We start from the raw sequence: 18963 nt of genomic DNA on the forward strand, positions 1-18963 counted from the left end.
GCTGACCGTGACTTCGAGTCAAAAAGAGCGATGCGCTACTATCACGCGTGGCGCATGACGTTGCGCCTCACGCTCGCGCATGCAGCGCCCGATGCTGTCCTTTCAGAACGCCCGTACACATTCAGGGGAAGCCAGTCGATGCGACGTGTCGTCTTCAATCAAAAGGGTGGCGTAGGCAAGTCCACTATCGTCTGTAATCTGGCGGCGATCAGCGCGTCGCGCGGTTTGCGCACGCTCGTCGTCGATCTGGATCCGCAAGGCAACGCGAGTCAGTATCTGCTCGGCGCCGCTGCGCACGACGCGCATCCGAACCTTGCGAGCTTCTTCGAATCGGCGCTGAGTTACAGCTTTCGCGAGCCCGCGTTCGACACGTTCATTCATGCGACGCCATTCGAGAATCTGGATATCGTGCCGTCGCATCCCAGCCTCGACACGCTGCAAAGCAAGCTGGAATCGCGCTACAAAATCTACAAGCTCCGTGACGCGCTCAAGGGTCTGTCGAATTACGACGCCGTTTATATCGATACGCCGCCCGCGCTCAATTTCTTCACGCGCTCGGCGCTGATTGCCGTCGAACGCTGTCTCGTTCCGTTCGATTGCGACGACTTCTCGCGTCGCGCGCTGTATTCGGTGCTGGAAAACGTGCAGGAAATCCGCCACGACCACAATCCCGATCTGAAGGTCGAAGGCATCGTCATCAACCAGTTTCAGCCGCGCGCCAGTCTGCCGCAAAAGCTCGTCGATGAACTGCGCGCCGAAGACCTGCCCGTGCTCGCGTCGCACATTTCGTCGTCGGTGAAGATTCGCGAGAGCCATCAGCACGCGCGGCCGATGATTTATCTCGAACCGCGCCACAAGCTCGCGCAGGAATACGTCGCGCTGCACGACGAACTGAACGGCTGACGCGATACGCCAGCACCCGCCAGCACCCGCCGGCAGCCGCCCGCTCACGCCGTATGCGGCACCGGCCCGGCGTGTTGCGCGGCGACCGATCCTGCATTCCCTTCCGCACCGCTTCCCACGATAGAGAGCCCGAAAACCTGCTCGGGCGCGACCGGCTTGCTCAACAGATAGCCCTGCACGAAGTCGCATTGCGCGTCGCGCAGCAGCCGCAGCTGCGGCGGATACTCCACGCCCTCGGCCGTCGCGGTCAGGCCGAGCGCATGCGAAAGCTGAATGATGCCGCGCACGATCTTGTGAATCGCGAAGTCGCTCTCCAGCCGCGCGATGAACGAGCGGTCGATCTTGAGCGTATCGGGCGAGAAATCCGCCAGGTAACGCAAGCTCGAATAGCCGGTCCCGAAATCGTCGATCGCGATGCGCACGCCCAGTTCCTTCAGCGCCCGCAGCGTGCGTTGCGCGAGCTCGGGATTCTCCATCAATGCGCTCTCGGTCAGTTCGAGCTGGAGACTCGACGCCGGCAGCCCGTGCCGTCGCAGCGCGGTGTTGACGACATCGACGATCGCCGCGTCGCGCAACTGGCGCGCGGACACGTTGACCGACACGCCGAGCCCCTGCGCGCCGCTTTGCCGCCACTGCGCAAGCTGCCGCAATGCCTCGTCCATCACCCACGCGCCGACCTCGTTGATAAAGCCGCTTTCTTCGAGGATCGGGATGAACACGTCGGGCGGCACGAGCCCGTGCGCGGGATGCCGCCAGCGGATCAGCGCCTCGACGCTGCACATTTCGAGCGAATGCGGCTGATAAATCGGCTGGTAATGCAGCACAAACTGCTTGGCGGCAAGCGCAGCGGGCACGTCGCGCTCCAGCCTGAAATCGACGATCCGCCCCGTCGCGACCTGATCGGCGAACCGGAAACCGTTGCGCCCGGCTTTCTTGGCCGCATACATCGCAATGTCGGCGCTCGTCAGCAGCGTTTCGTGGTCCGCGCCGTTCTCCGGGAACACCGAAATGCCGATGGATGCCGTAACGAAGGTGCCCGCGGGCGTCGGCTCGCCCGTTTGACGCAACGCGCCGAGAATGCTTTTCGCGATGCTGGCGAGATGATCCTTGTCCTGCGCGTCGTCGATCAGCACGGCGAACTCGTCGCCGCCGAGCCGCGCGAGGAAAGCGCCCGGCGGCAGCGACGCCTGAATGTCCTCGCTCAGCGATTTGAGCAGCCGGTCGGCCGCCGTATGACCGAGCGTATCGTTGAGCACCTTGAAGCGGTCGAGATCCACGAACATCAACGCGAACGTCGTGTCCTGCCGGCAGCGTTCCTCGATGCCGCGCACCAGCGCGCCGCGGTTGGCGAGCCCGGTGAGCGAATCGGTGTAGGCGAGCCGGTCCAGTTCGACGAGCCGTTCCTGCTCCGCCGTCACGTCCTCCGTCACGCCGATCACGCGCGCGACGTTTCCGGCGGCGTCGAGAATCGGATAGGCGGTGCTCTGCACCCAGCGGATCTCGCCGCCGTTCGCGCGAATGCGGTACTGCGTGCGTCCACCGACCGATGTCTCGGCAATCCGCTGCATCGCCGCCTGAACGATCGGCCGGTCCTCGGGCAGCACGACGTCCATCCAGGCTTCCGGGCGCTCGCGCAGCGTCGACGCCGAGAGGCCGAACACGGACGCGCAGCCCGCGCTGATGTGATGGAAATAGCTGAAGTCCGCGCTGTACGAGTAGAAACAGAGCCCGATATGCGCTTCCATTTCGGACATGAGGGCTTCTTTTGCCCGCAAGTCGGCGGCGAGTTCGGCTTCCTTCGTCACGTCGAGCGACGCGCACAGCACGCCGTAGATGCCGCCGCCGCTCTTTTCGACCGGTATGAGCCGCGATTGCCAGACCTTCGGCTCGCCGGCGGTCGTCGGGCACGTTCCCGTGAACGATGTCCGCGATCCTTGCAGCGCGCCGTCGAAGGCGTCGCGCGCGGCGATTGCCTCGCTGCCGCTCCAGAAGTCGAGCCAATCGGCGCCGGCCAATTGATCCGGGCCGGCCGCGCGCATGAGTTCGGCGCCGTACTCGGAGATGCGGAGCAGGCGGCCGTTCGTGTCGAGCAGCTTCAGACATTCGCGATTGGCATCGAGCAGCGCCTTGACGAGCGCCACAGTCGCATCGTGCCGCGCGGTCGCACCGAGCGCGCGGCGCAAGGCAAGCGTGCCGACGACGACGGCGGCCACCGCGCCGCCGCACATCGCGCCGAGCGCCGAAACGGACGCAAGCGCCAGATGCACGAGCGCATACGCGCCCACGGCCGCAAGAAGAGGCGTGACGGCGTCGCGCCAGGAGACGCCCGCGTGCTTCGCGCAGGCATGCAGGAAGAACGACAGGAAACCCTGGTTCTGCGCGGAACCTCGGTTCGTTCGCGGCGCGCCGGTGGAGCCAGGGGCAGTTTGATGAGACATTGGCGTCACGAAGCGAGGGCGTGAATGTACGAGCGACTGACGAGGCCGCGATAGAGAGGACTTAGCTCTTGTTTACGTCTGGCCGCGAAAATGCTTTAGCGCGGTGCGCCGCGCTCGTTTGCGGCGCGAGAAGAATTCGAAGCCCCGGGCTTGTGCATCGCGGCGAGGGTCTCTATAATGCGCGGCTTCACAGGCTCGTAGCTCAGCTGGTTAGAGCACCACCTTGACATGGTGGGGGTCGTTGGTTCGAGTCCAATCGAGCCTACCAACGCATCTGCATCAAACGAAAACGCCGCGTTCATCGCGGCGTTTTTGTTTTCTCCCTTCGTTTGATCATTCGTCGGTCAATCGAAACGCTAGTCCCACATGTTCCGGAACGCCACGGCGGCGATCACGGGCACCGTGAGCACGAGCGGAATCGCGAAGTACGGCACTTCCAGATCCACCGTCCAGCTATAAACCAGCCAGCCGACGCCGAGCACGAGCGTGGCAATCCCGACCAGTGCAGACAGCACATTGAGCGATCGCTTTGACAGGCGCCTGCGAGGCGCTTCCTTACTCGAAGTCGGTTCCATGATTCACAGGCTGCTATGCGCGCGAGGCGGGTACTTCTGATTTTATACCGTCCACAGACGCGCGGCGGTGGCATGGAACCGCCGGGACGAGGCTTGCCCGCCGCAACGGCTGTCAAGAAGCGACCGACTGACCGCGCCCTGCCCGCGCGTTGGCTGCGGCCGAATGCCGGCGCGCCGCGCGTTTGCGCATCCAGATGATGAGGCCCGTGGCACTCAACACCGCCACCGCAATCCCGACCGCGCTGATCGCGATGCGTCCCGCGACGCCGATGATGCGCCCCGAATGCAGTGGAAACTGCGCCTGCATGAAGATGTCGCCTGCGGAGCCGCGCCCCGGTATCGACGAGCCCGCGAGCGTGCCCGTATGGCCGTTGTAGTAGAGCCAGGCATTGCCGAGCCCGCCGTCGCCGTGGTCCTGTCCCGGCGCGAAGAAGCCGACGCCGTACGCTTCGAGCGTCGGCACGTAGTACAGCGCGCCCATCGGCGCGGCGATGTGCTCGCGCTTCGCATCGCTCGCGGCGGCGGCCAGAATCTGCTCGCGCGTCGCGGGGGCGCTCCCCGCCGGACCCGCGCGCACGAGCGCGGCATTGTCGGTGAACGACCGCGAGAGCGTCGAGAACAGCGAGACCACCGGACGAACGACCGGATCGCTCAGATTCATCGAAACGGACGTGAGCGCCACCATCACGAGCAGCGCCCAGATCCACACGCCGCCGGAGCGGTGCAGGTCGAACGTGAGCGCGTATCCGCCGCGCCTGAAACGAAACGCGAGCGACTTGCGCCACGCCTTCACGCTCGGAAACGACAGCACGAGCGCAATGCCGCTATCGAAGAACCACACGATGCCGACGATGCCGAGCAGCCACGTGCCGATATCGAATCCGCCTACGACCGGCAAATGCAGCGTGTAGTGCAGCTTGTAGAGGAACGGCATCAGGTCGATGCGCGCCAGCGACACCGCGCCCCACATCCGTCGCCCTTGCACTGCGCCCGTCGCGGGATCGACGGCGATCTGATTGAAGTCGATGGCATACGGCGCAGCGGTCGACGGATTCGTGCGCGGCACGACCATCAATTGCGCCGTGCGGCCGGGCTCGACGCCGAGCGGCAGATACGTCACCTGAATGCGCGGATCGGCGGCCTCGACGCGCCGCGCCAGTTCGAGCGGCGCAAGCGGCGCGGCCCGACTCTGCGCATGGAAGAAGGCGGGGTTGAGCCAAGCGTCGATTTCGTGATCCCACGCGATGATGGCGCCGGTCAACCCCGAGACGAACAGAAACAGCGCGGTCGCCACGCCGAACCAGCGATGCAGCCGCACGAGCGCGCGCCTCATGCGGACGGCGCCTCGATAACGGATGAGCGTACGGTTTCGGGCATGGCTCGCGCGCGACTAAATAGGAATTGTTCGCAATTGTAGCGGCGATGCGCTGGCCGGGCAAGCCTTCAACGTCACGACAGCGCATGACATCCCGCGACACAAGTTGCGCGTGGTTTTTAACGAGGTCCATCGCTACAGTGCGCACATGCCTAACCACCCACGGCGGAAATCATGGAAGCGATCGGAAAGTTATCGGTGTATGTGCTCGTCATCGTGCTCGCGGCGTCGATGATCGAAGCAGTCTGGCTGAGCCGCAAACATAAGGGCACCGACAAGGCGTTCGCCTGGCACGAGGTGTGGATCTCGCTCGCGGATCTGGTCGGCCGCAAGCTGCTCGCCTTCGTGCCGCTGTCGCTCGCCACGCCGTTCTTCGCGTTCGCGTGGGAGCACCGCATTCACACGGTCACGAGCAACACGCCGCTGACCGTCTTCCTGCTCTTCATCGGCATGGAGTTCTGCTATTACTGGTATCACCGCGCGTCGCACACGGTGCGCTTTTTCTGGGCGACGCATGCGGTCCATCATTCGCCGAACCAGTTGACGCTTTCATCGGCGTATCGGCTCGGCTGGACCTCGAAGATTACCGGCGCGGCGCTGTTCTTCACGCCGCTCGTGTGGTTCGGCCTCAAGCCCGAAGTGGTGCTCGCCGCGCTGTCGATCAACCTGCTCTACCAGTTCTGGCTGCACGCGACATGGATCCCGAAGCTCGGCTGGCTCGAGTACGTGTTCAACACGCCGTCTGCGCACCGCGTGCACCATGCATCGAACGCGGCGTATCTCGATGCGAACTTCGGAGGCGTGCTGGTCATCTTCGACCGGCTGTTCGGCACGTATGTCGAGGAACGCGCCGACGAGCCGTGCCGCTACGGTCTCACGACGCCGACCACGTCGCGCAATCCGGTCGTCGTTCAGATGGAGCACTGGGTGAGCCTCGCGAAAGACGTGTTTCACGCGAAGAGCGTCTCTCAGGCGATCGGCTTTCTGCTTCGCCCGCCCGGCTGGCGTCCCGACGGCGAAGGGGAAACGACCGAAGCATTGCAGAAGCGCGCGAGAAACGCCGGCAAAGCGATGGAGCCATCCTGACTCCGCAACGCCGTGAAAGCACGAAGGCGAACGCACGGCGCGCCTTCGTGCTTCGTGCAATCAGAACGTGACGGTCTGATTGATGACTTGCTGGCCGTTCACCGTGATGACGGACGTGGCCGTGCCGGTCTGCGTGCTGGTGCCGCCGGACGGCAGCGTCGAGCCGCCGGCCGGGCAGGTTGCGCCGCTGCCGCCGGTGGTTTTTGCGGCGCCGCCGGCAAGCTGTGCGCGAGCGAGTGCGTCGCGGTCGATTGTGTACATGTTGGCTATCCTCTTTCGATTGAGATGCACCGGTCACCGTGCGCAGGACGCGAGATATTTCGCGTGTGTCGATTGCGCGGCGCCGGTGCTTGTCATCATATGTCGGTCGAGGTCTTACGCGCTTCGTCAAAGGTCCTAATTATATTTTCCGAAAGGCATCCATTGGTCGCGCAGACACTCGTATGGCCGCGATGGCTGACTTGAGGCATCTGCCTTGCTCATGCCTGTCAGCGCACTCAACCAAGGAACGACCGCCATGAAATTCCTGCCGCCAAAATGGCCGATGCTCCCGGCACTGGCCTGCCTGCTCGCGGGCTGCGCCGCCAGCGGGCCGCCGACTAACGCAACGCACTTAAGTCCGACACAATGCCGCGACCTCGCCGCGCTTCGGAGCAATGCGCCTCCGAACCGACAGCGCAACGCAAGCGAACTGACGGCGTTGAGGCAAGCGGGCTACGATCCGTCGAGATGGTACGACCCGTACTATCCGGAGGATCTGCAAGCGGCGCAGCGTCAGGTGGATATCTGGTTCCGGGCGGACTGCCTTAGGAACCCGCAGCAAGCCGAGTGACCTGCATCCCGCGATGGCCGAACGCAAGCGCACAGCCGCCGCGATCACCCGGCTGGCGCATGCCCGAGCGAATCGGGGTCCAGCACGAGTTGACGCAGCGGCGCGAGGCGCTTCTCGGCTTCGTCGGCCTGCTCGCGATACGCGGCGGCGTCGAGCGCGGAGCCGGCCCGTTCAGCGAGATCGGCCATCTGGCGCAGCAGCATGATTCTCTCTTCGATGGCGCGCAGCGTGGTCCATAAACCGCCGTCGATGGCCTCGTCGATTTCCGCGATCAGCGTCTGGATCGAGAACGCGTGGCCCGTGTGGCATCTGAACCGGACAATCGGACCTTCTTCTATCTGCATGAGCACGCCGTTGCAGTCCGGACATGTGTATCGCGAAATGTTGCCGAGCTTCATGAAACTCGCCTCCCCGCCATCTCCGGTCTCCGAAATTTTGTTCTCGATGGCAGCGTACGCGCGCGCGGACACGCGATGCGTCGGGCTGCCAGCGGGCGTGACCACCGTACTCAGGATCTTGTCCGCCAGTGCGTCGAGGTCGCCGACGAAATCCACCTCGACGTGCGCGATCGCGCTTTCGGGCATCGACGGATGGTCGGCTGTCAGCGGGTCCTGCACGAACGCGAGTCCGCCGTGGTCCTTGACCGCCCAGAGCCCGGCGGTGCCGTCGTCGAGCGCGCCGGTCAGTATCACGCCGATCACGCGCTCGCCGTATGTCACCGCCGCCGAGCGGAACAGCACGTCCACGGCCGGGCGCGCGCGGCACTCCTTCGGGCCGCGCGTGATTCGCACGCCCTCTTTCGAGAGCATGAGATGCCGGTCCGTGGTCGCGACGAAGACGGTGCCGTGCGCGAGAGGCGCGTTGTCGGTCGCCGCGACGACCCGAAGGTTCGTCGTGCGCGCCAGAATGGTGTGCAGCGCGCTCGGTCCGTAGGGCGACAGATGCATGACGATGAGGAGCGTCGCGGGCAACTGTGCCGGCAGACGGGCGAGCAGTCCGCCGAGCGCGGGCACGCCACCCGCGGACGCCCCGATGACCACGATGTCCCGCTGAATTCGCGCGTCCATTGTTGTCCCCTGTGACAGGATCGGCGGCCGTCGCGGTTGCGACGAGACGTCGACCATTACGTCCATTCGGTACAGTCTACGCGCTTACGCCGCGCAGCCCGCATCCCGCGCGCGGCAGCCGCTCGCCCAGCGCTCGGGAACAGCGCCCCCAAGCCTCGCACAACCGTGCATATCCTTAGCGAAAATGATGCGTTCCAGAGCGCCCGACCGCTGGCTATGATGATCGGTCCGACGGTTCGCACCGTTCACATTGAAGGAGCATCGAACTTGACCCGAACCGAAACATCGCGCCGTCCGCTCGTGGTCGGAATCGGCGGCACGACGCGGCCTGCGTCATCGACAGAACGCGCCCTCGCTTTCGCGCTCAAGGGCGCGCAAGAATCCGGCGCGAGCGTGCAGTTGTTCGGCGGCGCGTTCCTGCATAGCTTGCCGCACTATGCGCCCGAATCGCGCGTGCTCACCGACGAGCAGCACGAACTCATCGAAGCCGTGCGCGCCGCCGATGCGCTCGTCATCGCCACGCCCGGCTATCACGGCGGCATTTCGGGTCTCGTGAAGAACGCGCTCGATACGCTCGAAGAACTGCGCTCCGACGAGCGTCCGTATCTCGACGGCCGCGCGGTCGGCAGCATCGTCACCGCGTATGGCTGGCAGGCCGCGGGCACCGTGCTGACGTCGTTGCGCTCCATCGTGCATGCGCTGCGCGGCTGGCCGACGCCGTTCGGCGCGGCGGTCAACACGCTGGAGACGCGCTTCGAGTCGGCCGATACCTGCTCGGACCCGAAGGTCGTCGCGCAGCTTCGCACGGTCGGTCAGCAGGCCGCGAGTTTCGCGCACGCGTTCGGCGCGCATCGGCCGGACGCGTGGCATGTCGTGGAGAACAAGGTGGCGGTGGCGCAGAGCTAGCGCCACGATGGGACTCAAGTCGGACGCAGCACGCGCGACAGCACGCGTTCTTCGAGTTCGGCGAACTCTTTCGCGGTGCGCGAACGCGGCCGCGGCAACGACACTGGCGTATCCAGCGTGATACGCCCCTCTTCGATCAGCACGATGCGATCGCCGAGCGAGACGGCTTCCTGCACGTCATGCGTGACGAGCAGCGCGGTGAATCCGTGCTCGCGCCGCAACCGCTCGATCAAGCCCTGCATCTCGATGCGCGTCAACGCGTCGAGCGCGCCGAGCGGTTCATCGAGCAACAGCAAATCCGGGCGATGCACCAGCGCGCGCGCCAGCGCCACCCGCTGCCGCTGACCACCCGAGAGTCGCGTCGGCCACTCCTTCTCGCGTTCGGACAAACCCACTTCGGCGAGCGTCGCGCGAGCTTCTTCGCGCCGATTGCGTCTGTCACGCGGCAGGCCGATCATCACGTTGTCGAGCACGCTTTTCCACGGCAAGAGTCGCGCATCCTGAAACATGATGCGAATCTGCAACTCGCCGCCGGGCGTCGCGGCATGGCGCTCGACCACGCCGCCCGAGGCTTCGTCGAGCCCTGCAATGAGCCGCAGCAAGGTGGACTTGCCGCAGCCGCTCCGACCGACGATCGACACGAAACTGCCGCGCTCGATCGAGAAGTCGAGGTCAGCCAGCACGCGACGCTCGCCGAAGCGCTTCTCGACGCCGCGCAGCGACACGGCGACATCGCGGCTCGCAGGCGTTCGGGCGAGCGGCTCCGCGGCGCGCGATGCGGGCCTTTGAAGATCCAGGGTATCGAGAGAAATCAGAGTCACGACTGCGCCTCGTGTTGATAAGCGGGATGCCAGCGCAGGCTGGCGCGTTCGATGGCGCGGGCGGCCATGTCCGCGAGCTTGCCGAGCGCTGCGTACAGCAGAATGCCGAGCACGACCACGTCCGTTTGCATGAACTCGCGCGCGTTCATCGTCATGTAGCCGATGCCCGATTGCGCCGAGATGGTCTCCGCGACGATCAGCATCACCCACATCAGGCCGAGCGCGAAGCGCACGCCGACGAGAATGGACGGCAACGCGCCGGGCAAAATCACATGTCGATACAGCGCGAAGCCCGAGAGGCCATAGCTGCGAGACATCTCGATCAGATCGCGGTCCACGGAACGAATGCCGTGATACGTGTTCACGTACACCGGGAAAAACACGCCGAGCGCGACGAGCACGAGCTTCGCCTCTTCACCGATGCCGAACCAGAGAATCAGGAGCGGGATCATCGCGAGCGCGGGGATGTTGCGGATCATTTGCACGGTCGAATCGAGCAGAATCTCGGCGGGTCGAAAGAGGCCCGTCGCGAGCCCGAGCACGAAGCCGATGCCGCCGCCGACCGCGAAGCCGGCGAACGCGCGCCACGCGCTGATTTTCACGTCGGCCCACAATTCGCCCGACTGCCACACCGACCACGCGGCCTTCGCGACCGCGAGCGGTTCGGGCAACACGCGCGCCGACAGGCCGCCCGAGCGCGCGGCCGCCTCCCACGCGAGCAGAATCAGCAACGGGACGATCCAGGGCAAGACGCGCGCGCCGGCACGTCGCAGCGTTTCGTTTCGCTTCATTGCGGACCTCACCCCTGCGCGGCCTTCGGCAACTCCGACGTGCCGATCACTTCGCCGAACGGCCCCGACAGCGGCCCTGATGCGGACGCCTTCTGCGTGCGCGGCAGCAGCGGGAACACGAGCTCCGCGAAGCGATACGACTCCTCCAGATGCGGGTAACCGGACAGGATGAACGTCTCGATCCCGAGTTCGGCGTATTGCTTCATCAGCCCGGCGACCTGCTGCGGATTGCCGACAAGCGCGGTGCCCGCGCCGCCGCGCACGAGCCCGACGCCCGCCCACAGATGCGGATAGACCTCCAGCTTGTCGCGCTTGCCGCCATGCAGCGCGGCCATGCGCCGCTGCCCTTCGGAGTCCATCTTCGAGAACTGCGCCTGCGCGCGCTGGATGGTCTCGTCGTCGAGCTTGCTGATGAGCTTGTCCGCATCGGCCCAGGCTTCGGCTTCCGTTTCGCGCACGATCACATGCAGGCGAATGCCGAAGCGGATGCTGCGCCCCTGCGCCTCGGCGCGGCGGCGAATGTCGGCGAGCTTCTTCTCGACTTCGGCGGGCGGTTCGCCCCACGTGAGATACGTGTCGATATGCTTCGCCGCGATTTCGTGCGCCGCCGCCGACGATCCGCCGAACCACAACGGCGGATGCGGTCGCTGCACAGGCGGATACAGCACCTTGCCGCCTTCCGTGCGCAGATGCTTGCCCGCGAAGTCGAAACTGCCCTTCTCGTGCGAGCTTTCCAGCAGGCCGCGCCAGATGCTCAGAAACTCATCGGTGATTTCATAGCGCGTGTCGTGGCTTTCGAAGACGCCGTCGCCGGCGAGTTCGTTCGGATCGCCGCCTGTGACGACGTTGATGAGCAGGCGCCCGTTCGAAAGCCGGTCGAACGTGGACGCCATGCGCGCGGAGAGTCCCGGTGAACTGAGGCCCGGCCGGATCGCGACCAGGAACTTGAGGCGGCGCGTCGCGGGAATGAGGCTCGATGCGACCACCCACGCGTCCTCGCACGAGCGGCCCGTCGGCAGCAGCACGCCTTCGTAGCCGAGCGTGTCGGCGGCGACGGCGATCTGGCGGAAGTAATCGTAGTCGGCGGCACGCGCGCCTTGCGACGTGCCCAGATAGCGGCTGTCGCCGTGAGTCGGAATGAACCAGAAGACATTCATGCTAGGGCGTTTCTCGTATTGGAGGTTCGTTAGTACCGCGAATCGTATTACGCGACGTTCCAGCGCGCCTCGGTCACGTCGAGCTTCTTCGGGATCAGCCGAAGATTGGTGAACGTATCGGCAATCTGCTGCTGATACGCGAGCGTGGCGGGCGATATGGCTTCGATGCCGTACGCCGTGCGCTGCAACGCGTGCTCGATCGTCGCTGCGTCCAGCCCGACAAGCGGCGACAGTTGCGCCGCGACGGCCGGTACGTTGTCGCGCGCCCAGCGATCGACATGATCGAGTTCTTCCAGCACTGCGCGCACGATCTGCGGCTGGCCGGCGGCGAGCTTGCGCGTCGCGACGTAGTACTGGATGTTGCGCACGAGCCCGGTGCCGTCTGCGAGTTGCCGCGCGTTCGCCTGGCGCTCGATAGCGGCGAGATACGGGTCCCAGATCACCCACGCATCGACGCTGCCCTGCACGAAGGCCGCGCGCGCATCGGCGGGCGCGAGATAGACCGGCTGAACGTCCGCGTATGAGAGCCCCGCTTTCTTGAGCGCCTCGACGAAGAGGTAATGCACATTCGAGCCCTTGTTCAGCGCGATTTTCTTGCCGCGCATTTGCGCGACCGAGCGGATGTTCGAATCTTTCGGCACGACGATAGCTTCGGCGCGCGGCGCGGGCGGCTCGCTGCCGACATAGACGAAATCGACGCCTGCGGCCTGCGCGAAGATGGGCGGCGTCTCGCCGACCGTGCCGATATCGACGGCGCCGGCATTGAGTCCTTCCAGCAGTTGCGGCCCGGCCGGAAACTCGAGCCATTGCACCGTGACGCCTTGCGGCGCGAGGCGCTTTTCTAGCGTGCCGCGCGCTCTAAGCACGACGAAGTTGCCGTATTTCTGATAGCCGATTCGCAGGGTCTTGCCGGCATCGTCGGCACGGGCGGCATTTGGTGCAAGCGCGCTCGCGCCCAGCGCGGCAAGCGTGACGAGCGCGCGTCTGCGAGTCGATGACGGCGGCGCGTTTTCATATGACATTCGGGGTTCCTCGGGCGATGAGCGATGGCATCGTCGATGCCGCATTCCCGGTCATCGTAACAACGCTCGCCGCGCGGCCTAAGCGAGAAATCGTGATAAGCATTGCAGCGTGCGCGCGCAATATGCATAGCGTTCGATATTGTTTGCGGCGACGTATGCGCGCCCCTAGCATCACGTCTCTTTCCACTGACGACGTCGCTTATATGAAGACTTTCACGCCATTCAAATCCGCTCTCTTCTCGGTTCTGCTCGCATGGGGCGTGGCAGGTTTGCAACCGGTTCAGGCTGCTGGCCAGACGGTCCGCGTCGGCATCATGTCGGGCGAGGACGAGGATGTCTGGCGCACGGTCGCGGCCAACGCAGCGAAGCACGGCATCACGGTGAAGGTCACGACCTTCTCCGACTACACGCAGCCCAACGAGGCGCTCGCGCAACACGATCTCGACGCCAACTCATTCCAGCACAAGCCGTATCTCGACGCGCAGATTCAGGCACGTCACTATGCGATCGTGCCTGTCGGTTTCACGTATGTGCAGCCCATTGGTCTCTATTCGCGCAAGGTGAAGTCAGTCGCGGACTTGCCGCAGAACGCGGCGATCGGCGTACCCAACGATCCGAGCAACGAAGGCCGCGCGCTTCTGCTGTTGCAGGCGAACGGCGTCATCAAGCTGCGCGATAACGTCGGTCTCTTGCCGACCGCTCGCGACATTGCGGACAACCCGAAGCACGTACAGATCAAGGAACTCGATGCGGGCATCGTCGGGCGCGCCATCGGCGATCTGGATGCCGCGGTCGTCAACACCGACTGGGCGATCAAGGCGGGCATTCAGATTCCGAAGGAGCGCATTGCGCAGGAGAAAGTGCCGGGCAATCCGTATCGCAACTTCATCGCGGTGAATGCGAAGGACGCTCAGGCGCCGTGGGCCAAGACGCTCGTCGAGAGCTATCAGCAGGCGAATGTCGCGTCGACCATTCTCGCCGTGTATCACGGGGCGACACTGCCGGCATGGGAGGGCGCGCCGCAGCATTGATCGCATGCGCGGCCGCTCCGCCCGCGGCCGCGCATATCAGGGGCCGGCACGGACGTTGCGAGGACTAAGGTTCGTCCAAGCAAAAAACGACGCAGCCTATCGTGCGTCACCCTGCCTATGGCTTCGCCATCATTATTCGAAGAAATATTCAACACCGCCCCTGTCGGCAGCTACCTGCTCTCTCCCACGCCCGAGGCTATCGTCCTCGCGGTCAACGATGCCTTCCTGAAGGTCTCGACGCTGCGTCGCGAGGACATGGTGGGCAAGAGTCTCTTCGACATCTTTCCTCATAACGAATCCGATCCGAACGATACGGGTGTCGAAGCGTTGCGCCAATCCATCGCGCGGGCGAGAGAAAGCTGCCGCGCCGATCACATGCCGCTACAGCGCTTTCCGCTGTGGGTGAGCGCCGAAGACGGCAGCATGCGCTACGAGGAACGCTTCTGGAGCGCGGTCAACACGCCGATCTTCAACGCGGAAGGCACGCTGATCTGCGTCTCGCACACGACCACGGATGTCACGGCCGCGCATCTGACACAAAGAGCGCTGGCCGCAAGCGAACAACGGTTCCGCACTCTGTTCGACGCGATCAATCAGGGCTTTTGCGTCGTGGAGATGGCATTCGATGATCGAGGCGAACCCGTCGACTACCGGTTCCTCGCGACGAACCCCGCGTTCGAAGCGCAGACCAGCGTGGTGAACGCCGTGGGCAGGAACATGTCGGAACTCGTGCCCGGACACGACCGGCATTTCTTCGAAATCTACGGCTCGGTTGCGAAGAACGGCGTGCCGATTCACGTTCAGGTGAGGGCGTCGAAGCTGGACCGCTGGTTCGACATCTATGCGTTCCGCCCCGACGCGTCGATGCCGAATCAGGTCGGGGTGCTCTTCTCCAATATCACCGAGCAGCGCAAGAGCGAGGAGCGTCTTCTCGCGAGCGAGCAAAGCGCGCGCGCCGCGGCGCGCGAGGCACTGGACGCGACGCGCCGCCTCGACGCCGTGCTGGAAGCGGCGCCTATCGGCATCGTCGTATGCGATCAGCATGGCGGCATCGAGCGCGTGAATCGCTCTTTCGTGCAGCTATGGGGCGAAGCACATCCGCGTCCCGCGACTATCGACGATTTCGCGCAATGGAAAGGACGCTGGGCCGATCATTCCGACAAGCACGGGCAGATGCTGAACGCGCACGACTGGACGATTGCGCGCGTGCTCAAGGGCATCGGACCGACGACGGACATCGTGTCGATCGAGAGCTTCGATGATCCACCGAATCGGCGCACGCTACTGAGCACCGGCGCGCCGATCCGCGACGAGCATGGCGCCGTGGTCGGCGCGGTCGTCGCTCAACTCGACATCACGGACCGTATCAAGGCGGAAGAGGAACTGCGCCTTGCAGACAAGCGCAAGGATGAGTTCCTCGCGATGCTGTCGCATGAACTGCGCAATCCGCTTTCGCCGATAGCAAGCGCCGCGCAACTGATGCGCGCCGCGCCCAGCGACGCGCGGCGCGTCAGCAAATCGTGCGAGATCATCTCGCGGCAAGTGAAGCACATGACCGGCCTGATCGACGATCTGCTCGACGTGTCGCGCGTGACGCAGGGGCTCATCAAGCTCGACATGGAAGTGCTCGATGCCAACCGCATAGCGGCCGACGCCATCGAACAGGTGAGGCCGATCATCGATCGGAAAAGGCATCGGCTGTCGCTGCTCACGCTATCTTCCGCTGCGCTGGTTCGCGCCGACGAGAAGCGGCTGACGCAGATCTTCGTCAACCTGCTCAACAACGCCGCGAAATATACGCCCGAAAAGGGCGACATCCAGTTCTCCGTCGCGATCGAAGGCAAGTTCATCAAGGTGACGGTCACGGACAACGGCATCGGCATGACGCCCGACGTTGCCGCGCACGCGTTCGATCTCTTCACGCAAGCCGAGCGCAGTTCCGACCGCACGCAAGGAGGACTCGGCATAGGGCTCGCGCTGGTCCGAAGCCTCGTCGCGCTGCATGGCGGCACGGTCAGGGCGTATAGCGCCGGACCCGGCAAGGGCAGCACGTTCGTCGTGTGTATTCCTCATGCCGAGATGATGACGACGCTAAGAAAGATCGAACCCGACGACACGCGGGAAGCGCCCTTCCTGACGCGGCTGCGAGTGCTGATCGTCGACGACAATGTCGACGCCTCGGAGACGCTCGCCATGTTGATGGAGACGCTCGGCAACGAGGTGCGCGTGGCCGCGAACGGCATCACCGCCTTGCAGGAAACCGGGCAGTGGATACCGCACGTGTGTCTTCTCGATATCGGCTTGCCGGACATGGACGGCTATCAGCTGGCATCGCTATTGAGGAATCAGCCGCGCACGGCAGATGCCGTTCTCGTGGCCGTGACCGGATACGGCTTGCAGCAAGACAGAGAAAAGGCGCTGTCGGCCGGGTTCGATCACCACTTCGTCAAACCGCTCGACGTGGGCAAGCTGTTCTCGCTGCTTGGCGAAATCGCGTCGCGGCAGCGGCAGGAGTGAAGGTTCCCGTTGGCCCGGGCAGCCTGTGCTGTCCTTGGGCTGTCCCTGGGCTGTCCTTCGGCCGGACAGCGCGCCCCGCAGCACCCGTTAGAATGAACCGTACTGTACGCGTTCATGCTTCAAAAGCGCCCTTCATGCAAGTAGCTCCCCTGCCCGACGACGAAAACGAACGCGTACGCGTTTTGCACAGTCTGCACATTCTGGACACGCCCGCCGAAGAAGCATTCGATCGCGTGACGCGCGTGCTGGCGCGCGTGCTCGGCGTGCCGATCGCGCTCGTGTCGCTCGTCGACGAGCATCGGCAATGGTTCAAGTCGCGGCTCGGCATCGAAGCGTGCGAAACATCGCGCGATGTGTCTTTCTGCTCGCACGCGCTGCACGAAGTGGACATGTTGGTCGTAGAGGATGCGCGCAACGATCCGCGTTTCGCCGACAACCCGTTCGTCGCGGGTCCGCCGTCCGTGCGTTTTTACGCGGGCGTGCCGCTGCGTTCGAGCGACGGCCATGCCATCGGCACGCTGTGCGCAATCGATACGGCGCCGCGCGCGCTGTCGCCCGAAGATGCCGCGGTCATGCGCGACCTTGCTGCCATCGTCGAGCGCGAACTGCTGTCGCGCGAAAGCACGTATTCGGCGCGCGTGCTGCATCACGCGGACACGCAGGCCATACGCCTCTCGGAAACGCGATTCCGCACGATCTTCGAACAGACGCCGACGGGCGCCGCGATCGTCGCGCCCGATGGACGCTTCGTCGAAGTGAACGCGCGCCTCTGCGACATGCTCGGCTACAGCGCCGACGAACTCGTGACGCTGACGTTCCAAGAGATCACGTTCGTCGAAGATCTCGAAAGCGATCTGCAGAACCTGCGTGAGCTGCTCGCAGGACACATTCCGACGTACGCGATGGAAAAGCGGTATCTGCGCAGCGACGGCTCCCACCTGTGGGTTCAGCTTCACGTCGCGCTCGTGCGGCAGGCCAATGGCGAGCCGCTTCATTTCATCGCGATCGTCGAGGACATCGCGGCGCGCAAGCAAAACGAGCGGCTGCAGCGCGAGCATCGCGCGGCACTGGAAGAGCAAGTGAACGAGCGCACGGCCGAACTGCGCGCGACCAACATGCGGCTGCGCGGCGAAGTGGCGCGGCGCGAGACCATCGAAGCGACGCTGCGCACGCAGAACGAGCATCTTCAGGCGGTCATCGACAACGCGCAGGACGCGTATGTCGCGATAGACCGCGAAGGCAACATCACCGAGTGGAACGACGCGGCCGAGCACATGTTCGGCTGGGGCCGCCACGAGGTCATGGGCCTGCCGATGGCCGAGACCATCGTTCCGCCCGCGTGGCGCACCGCGCACGACGCGGGCATGCGCCGCTTCATTCGCACCGGCGTGGCCACGATCCTGTCCAAAGCGACGGAAGTCACCGCGCAGCGCCGCTCGGGAGAGTCCTTCCCGGCCGAGCTGCGCATTTCGACCGCCGCGACGCCGGACGGCGAGACGCTCTTCGCATTCATCACGGACGTCAGCGAGCGCAAGCGCGTGGAGGCGGAGATTATCGAAAGCCGCGAAGCGATCCAGAAGGTCACGGACAGCTTGCCCGTGCTGATCGCATACGTCGACCGGGATCTGCGCTATCAGTTCAACAACGACGGCTACCGGCGGCTACTCGGGCGCGACACCGCGTCCATGCGCGGCATGCCGGTCGAATCGGCGATGCCCGCTGCGATGTATCGAACGCTCGCGCCTTCGTTTCAGCGCGCGCTCGCGGGCGAGCGGCTGCAACACGACGTGGAGGATCAGGAAGCCGATCCTCGCACGTGGAGCGTGTCGCTCGTGCCCGACATGCGCGGGCGCGAAGTGATCGGTTTCTACATGATGGCGCAGGACGTGACGTCGCGCAGGCAGGCCGAGCGAAAGCTACGCGCGCAGGCAATGCGCGACGCGCTTACCGGCCTGCCGAACCGGCGCGCGCTGCTGCTGCATCTCTCGCAGAACATCGCGTCCGACAGCGCCACGCGGCAGGCGCTCGCGGTGTTCTTCCTCGACCTCGACGAGTTCAAGCCGGTGAACGACGCGTACGGTCACGAAGCGGGCGACGAGTTGTTGCGGCTCGTCGGCGCCCGGCTCACGGAGACGGTACGGCATAGCGATTTCACGAGCCGTCTGGCGGGCGACGAGTTCGTGATCGTCAGTCACGGCGTGGCGGATGAAGCCACCGCGGCGCGCATCGCCGATGCCCTTTGCAGCGCCATGAACCGCCCGTTCATGCTGGCAGGGATCGAGGTGAGGATCGCGACGAGCGTGGGCGTCGTCGTCTGCAACGCGCGGGCGCGAACGACGCCCGATGCGCTGCTCGCCGCCGCCGACAGCGCCATGTACGACGCAAAGCGCGAAGGCAGGAACCGCTACCGGCTGGCGGCGCGCATCGTGCAATAGGCGTGAA

The 18963-nt window shown here is 64.8% G+C and carries 16 protein-coding genes and 1 tRNA gene; 8 read left to right on the forward strand and 9 right to left on the reverse strand.

What is annotated here, in order from left to right; all coding sequences use genetic code 11:
- Positions 1-138 precede the first annotated feature (138 nt).
- Positions 139-903, forward strand: a complete 765-nt coding sequence (locus NCR34_RS18170) for a ParA family protein (protein WP_250500897.1) — start codon at positions 139-141, stop codon at positions 901-903.
- A gap of 44 nt (positions 904-947) precedes the next feature.
- Here NCR34_RS18170 and NCR34_RS18175 read toward each other — a convergent pair whose 3' ends face one another.
- A complete protein-coding gene (locus NCR34_RS18175) occupies positions 948-3341 on the reverse strand; it encodes a putative bifunctional diguanylate cyclase/phosphodiesterase (RefSeq protein ID WP_250500800.1) in 2394 nt (797 codons plus the stop codon).
- A gap of 191 nt (positions 3342-3532) precedes the next feature.
- On the opposite strand from NCR34_RS18175, the gene NCR34_RS18180 reads away from it, so the two are divergent.
- Positions 3533-3609, forward strand: a tRNA-Val gene (locus tag NCR34_RS18180).
- Positions 3610-3697: 88 nt separating this feature from the next.
- On the opposite strand, the gene NCR34_RS18185 is transcribed toward NCR34_RS18180, so the two are convergent.
- Together NCR34_RS18185 and NCR34_RS18190 are read right to left on the reverse strand one after the other, a co-directional pair.
- Entirely contained in the window at positions 3698-3856 is a 159-nt protein-coding gene (locus NCR34_RS18185; RefSeq protein WP_347879160.1) for a hypothetical protein, read from the reverse strand.
- 172 nt (positions 3857-4028) lie between these two features.
- Positions 4029-5249 (reverse strand): PepSY-associated TM helix domain-containing protein, encoded by a 1221-nt coding sequence (locus NCR34_RS18190; RefSeq protein WP_250500801.1) that lies wholly within the window; start codon positions 5247-5249, stop codon positions 4029-4031.
- A 216-nt stretch (positions 5250-5465) separates the two neighbouring features.
- Between NCR34_RS18190 and NCR34_RS18195 the strand changes: the two genes are divergently transcribed.
- Positions 5466-6377, forward strand: a complete 912-nt coding sequence (locus NCR34_RS18195) for a sterol desaturase family protein (RefSeq protein ID WP_250500802.1) — start codon at positions 5466-5468, stop codon at positions 6375-6377.
- A 60-nt stretch (positions 6378-6437) separates the two neighbouring features.
- On the opposite strand, the gene NCR34_RS18200 is transcribed toward NCR34_RS18195, so the two are convergent.
- Positions 6438-6638: a hypothetical protein gene (locus NCR34_RS18200; RefSeq protein ID WP_248323078.1), complete on the reverse strand. Its 201-nt coding sequence runs from the start codon at positions 6636-6638 to the stop codon at positions 6438-6440.
- A 256-nt stretch (positions 6639-6894) separates the two neighbouring features.
- Here NCR34_RS18200 and NCR34_RS18205 point away from each other — a divergent pair, with 256 nt between their 5' ends.
- Positions 6895-7209 carry a DUF4148 domain-containing protein gene (locus tag NCR34_RS18205; RefSeq protein WP_250500803.1) on the forward strand — a complete coding sequence of 105 codons (315 nt, stop codon included), beginning with the start codon at positions 6895-6897 and terminating at the stop codon, positions 7207-7209.
- A 44-nt stretch (positions 7210-7253) separates the two neighbouring features.
- On the opposite strand, the gene NCR34_RS18210 is transcribed toward NCR34_RS18205, so the two are convergent.
- Positions 7254-8276 (reverse strand): chemotaxis protein CheB, encoded by a 1023-nt coding sequence (locus tag NCR34_RS18210; protein ID WP_250500804.1) that lies wholly within the window; start codon positions 8274-8276, stop codon positions 7254-7256.
- A 219-nt stretch (positions 8277-8495) separates the two neighbouring features.
- Here NCR34_RS18210 and NCR34_RS18215 point away from each other — a divergent pair, with 219 nt between their 5' ends.
- Positions 8496-9182 carry an NADPH-dependent FMN reductase gene (locus NCR34_RS18215; RefSeq protein ID WP_370650736.1) on the forward strand — a complete coding sequence of 229 codons (687 nt, stop codon included), beginning with the start codon at positions 8496-8498 and terminating at the stop codon, positions 9180-9182.
- A 14-nt stretch (positions 9183-9196) separates the two neighbouring features.
- Here the strand turns inward: NCR34_RS18215 and NCR34_RS18220 are convergent, their stop codons facing one another.
- The 4 genes from NCR34_RS18220 to NCR34_RS18235 are packed head-to-tail and all read right to left on the reverse strand — an operon-like array spanning position 9197 to position 12973.
- Positions 9197-10003 (reverse strand): ATP-binding cassette domain-containing protein, encoded by an 807-nt coding sequence (locus NCR34_RS18220; RefSeq protein WP_502800104.1) that lies wholly within the window; start codon positions 10001-10003, stop codon positions 9197-9199.
- A complete protein-coding gene (gene ssuC / locus NCR34_RS18225) occupies positions 10000-10794 on the reverse strand; it encodes an aliphatic sulfonate ABC transporter permease SsuC (RefSeq protein ID WP_250500805.1) in 795 nt (264 codons plus the stop codon). Before ssuC ends, NCR34_RS18220 begins: the two co-directional genes overlap by 4 nt.
- 8 nt (positions 10795-10802) lie before the next feature.
- Positions 10803-11951: an FMNH2-dependent alkanesulfonate monooxygenase gene (ssuD, locus tag NCR34_RS18230; RefSeq protein WP_250500806.1), complete on the reverse strand. Its 1149-nt coding sequence runs from the start codon at positions 11949-11951 to the stop codon at positions 10803-10805.
- Between the two features lie 47 nt (positions 11952-11998).
- Entirely contained in the window at positions 11999-12973 is a 975-nt protein-coding gene (locus NCR34_RS18235) for a sulfonate ABC transporter substrate-binding protein (RefSeq protein ID WP_250500807.1), read from the reverse strand.
- 203 nt (positions 12974-13176) lie between these two features.
- Here NCR34_RS18235 and NCR34_RS18240 point away from each other — a divergent pair, with 203 nt between their 5' ends.
- The 3 genes from NCR34_RS18240 to NCR34_RS18250 all read left to right on the forward strand — a co-directional run bounded on the left by NCR34_RS18240 (position 13177) and on the right by NCR34_RS18250 (position 18956).
- Entirely contained in the window at positions 13177-14004 is an 828-nt protein-coding gene (locus NCR34_RS18240; protein WP_250500808.1) for a MetQ/NlpA family lipoprotein, read from the forward strand.
- Positions 14005-14121: 117 nt separating this feature from the next.
- On the forward strand, positions 14122-16521 hold the full coding sequence (locus NCR34_RS18245) for a hybrid sensor histidine kinase/response regulator (RefSeq protein ID WP_250500809.1): 2400 nt from the start codon (positions 14122-14124) through the stop codon (positions 16519-16521).
- Positions 16522-16655: 134 nt separating this feature from the next.
- Positions 16656-18956 (forward strand): PAS domain S-box protein, encoded by a 2301-nt coding sequence (locus NCR34_RS18250; RefSeq protein ID WP_250500810.1) that lies wholly within the window; start codon positions 16656-16658, stop codon positions 18954-18956.
- Positions 18957-18963 lie beyond the last annotated feature (7 nt).

Source organism: Caballeronia sp. GAWG1-5s-s (assembly GCF_023631445.1).
Lineage (GTDB): Bacteria > Pseudomonadota > Gammaproteobacteria > Burkholderiales > Burkholderiaceae > Caballeronia.